This is a genomic window from Achromobacter semiaridum (genome assembly GCF_053543755.1).
In genome coordinates, this window is sequence record NZ_JBLVOL010000088.1 from 7,871 (window position 1) to 8,367 (window position 497).

Consider the following 497-nt stretch of genomic DNA (forward strand, 5'->3'; position numbering starts at 1 on the left):
CCCCCCACCTCGGCATCAGCGGCTGAACAGGGTCTTGCGGGACGTCGAGAGCACCGAACCCTGACCGGGGACGCTACGCTGCGGCACGGCGACGCCTAACGAGCGGCTTTGACCGTAGCCGCCACTGACCTGCTGGATTTCTTGCGCCGTCAATGCCTGGACCTGGGCGTCTTGCGCCTGGCTGGCCGTATCCGGATGATGGTTTGTCTTCATGCGATTCTCCTGCTGCTTGCCGACGAAGAAAACCGCGTCGGCCTCGGCTGAGCAGCAGCAACCGCACGGCATTCGCCGCGTGACGATGCAATCGGAAAGCGCCGTGGCCGGCAATGCCGATCTGCTCCGGGCGGACAGTAGCAGCGGGGCAAGGCCGGCGCATCGGTCTTTAGTCGTAGAGAATGGCGTTCCTGCGCCCTGCGCGCCTGTGCGGCACCGGGCCAGCGCGCAAGATATTGCCGCCGCCGGCCTTCGCCCCTTACGGCGCGACGGGCGCGACGGGC

General features: G+C 67.2%; 1 protein-coding gene. It reads right to left on the minus strand.

Going from position 1 to position 497, the window contains the following annotated elements; all coding sequences use genetic code 11:
- Window positions 1–15: 15 nt before the first annotated feature.
- Window positions 16–213 carry a hypothetical protein gene (locus tag ACNPP0_RS22205; RefSeq protein WP_448707023.1) on the minus strand — a complete coding sequence of 66 codons (198 nt, stop codon included), beginning with the start codon at window positions 211–213 and terminating at the stop codon, window positions 16–18.
- Window positions 214–497: the final 284 nt, after the last annotated feature.

Bases quoted from the DNA above. Each gene is read 5' to 3' on its own strand.
- ACNPP0_RS22205 (WP_448707023.1), bottom strand. From the start codon at position 213: ATGAAGACAAACCATCATCCGGATACGGCCAGCCAGGCGCAAGACGCC.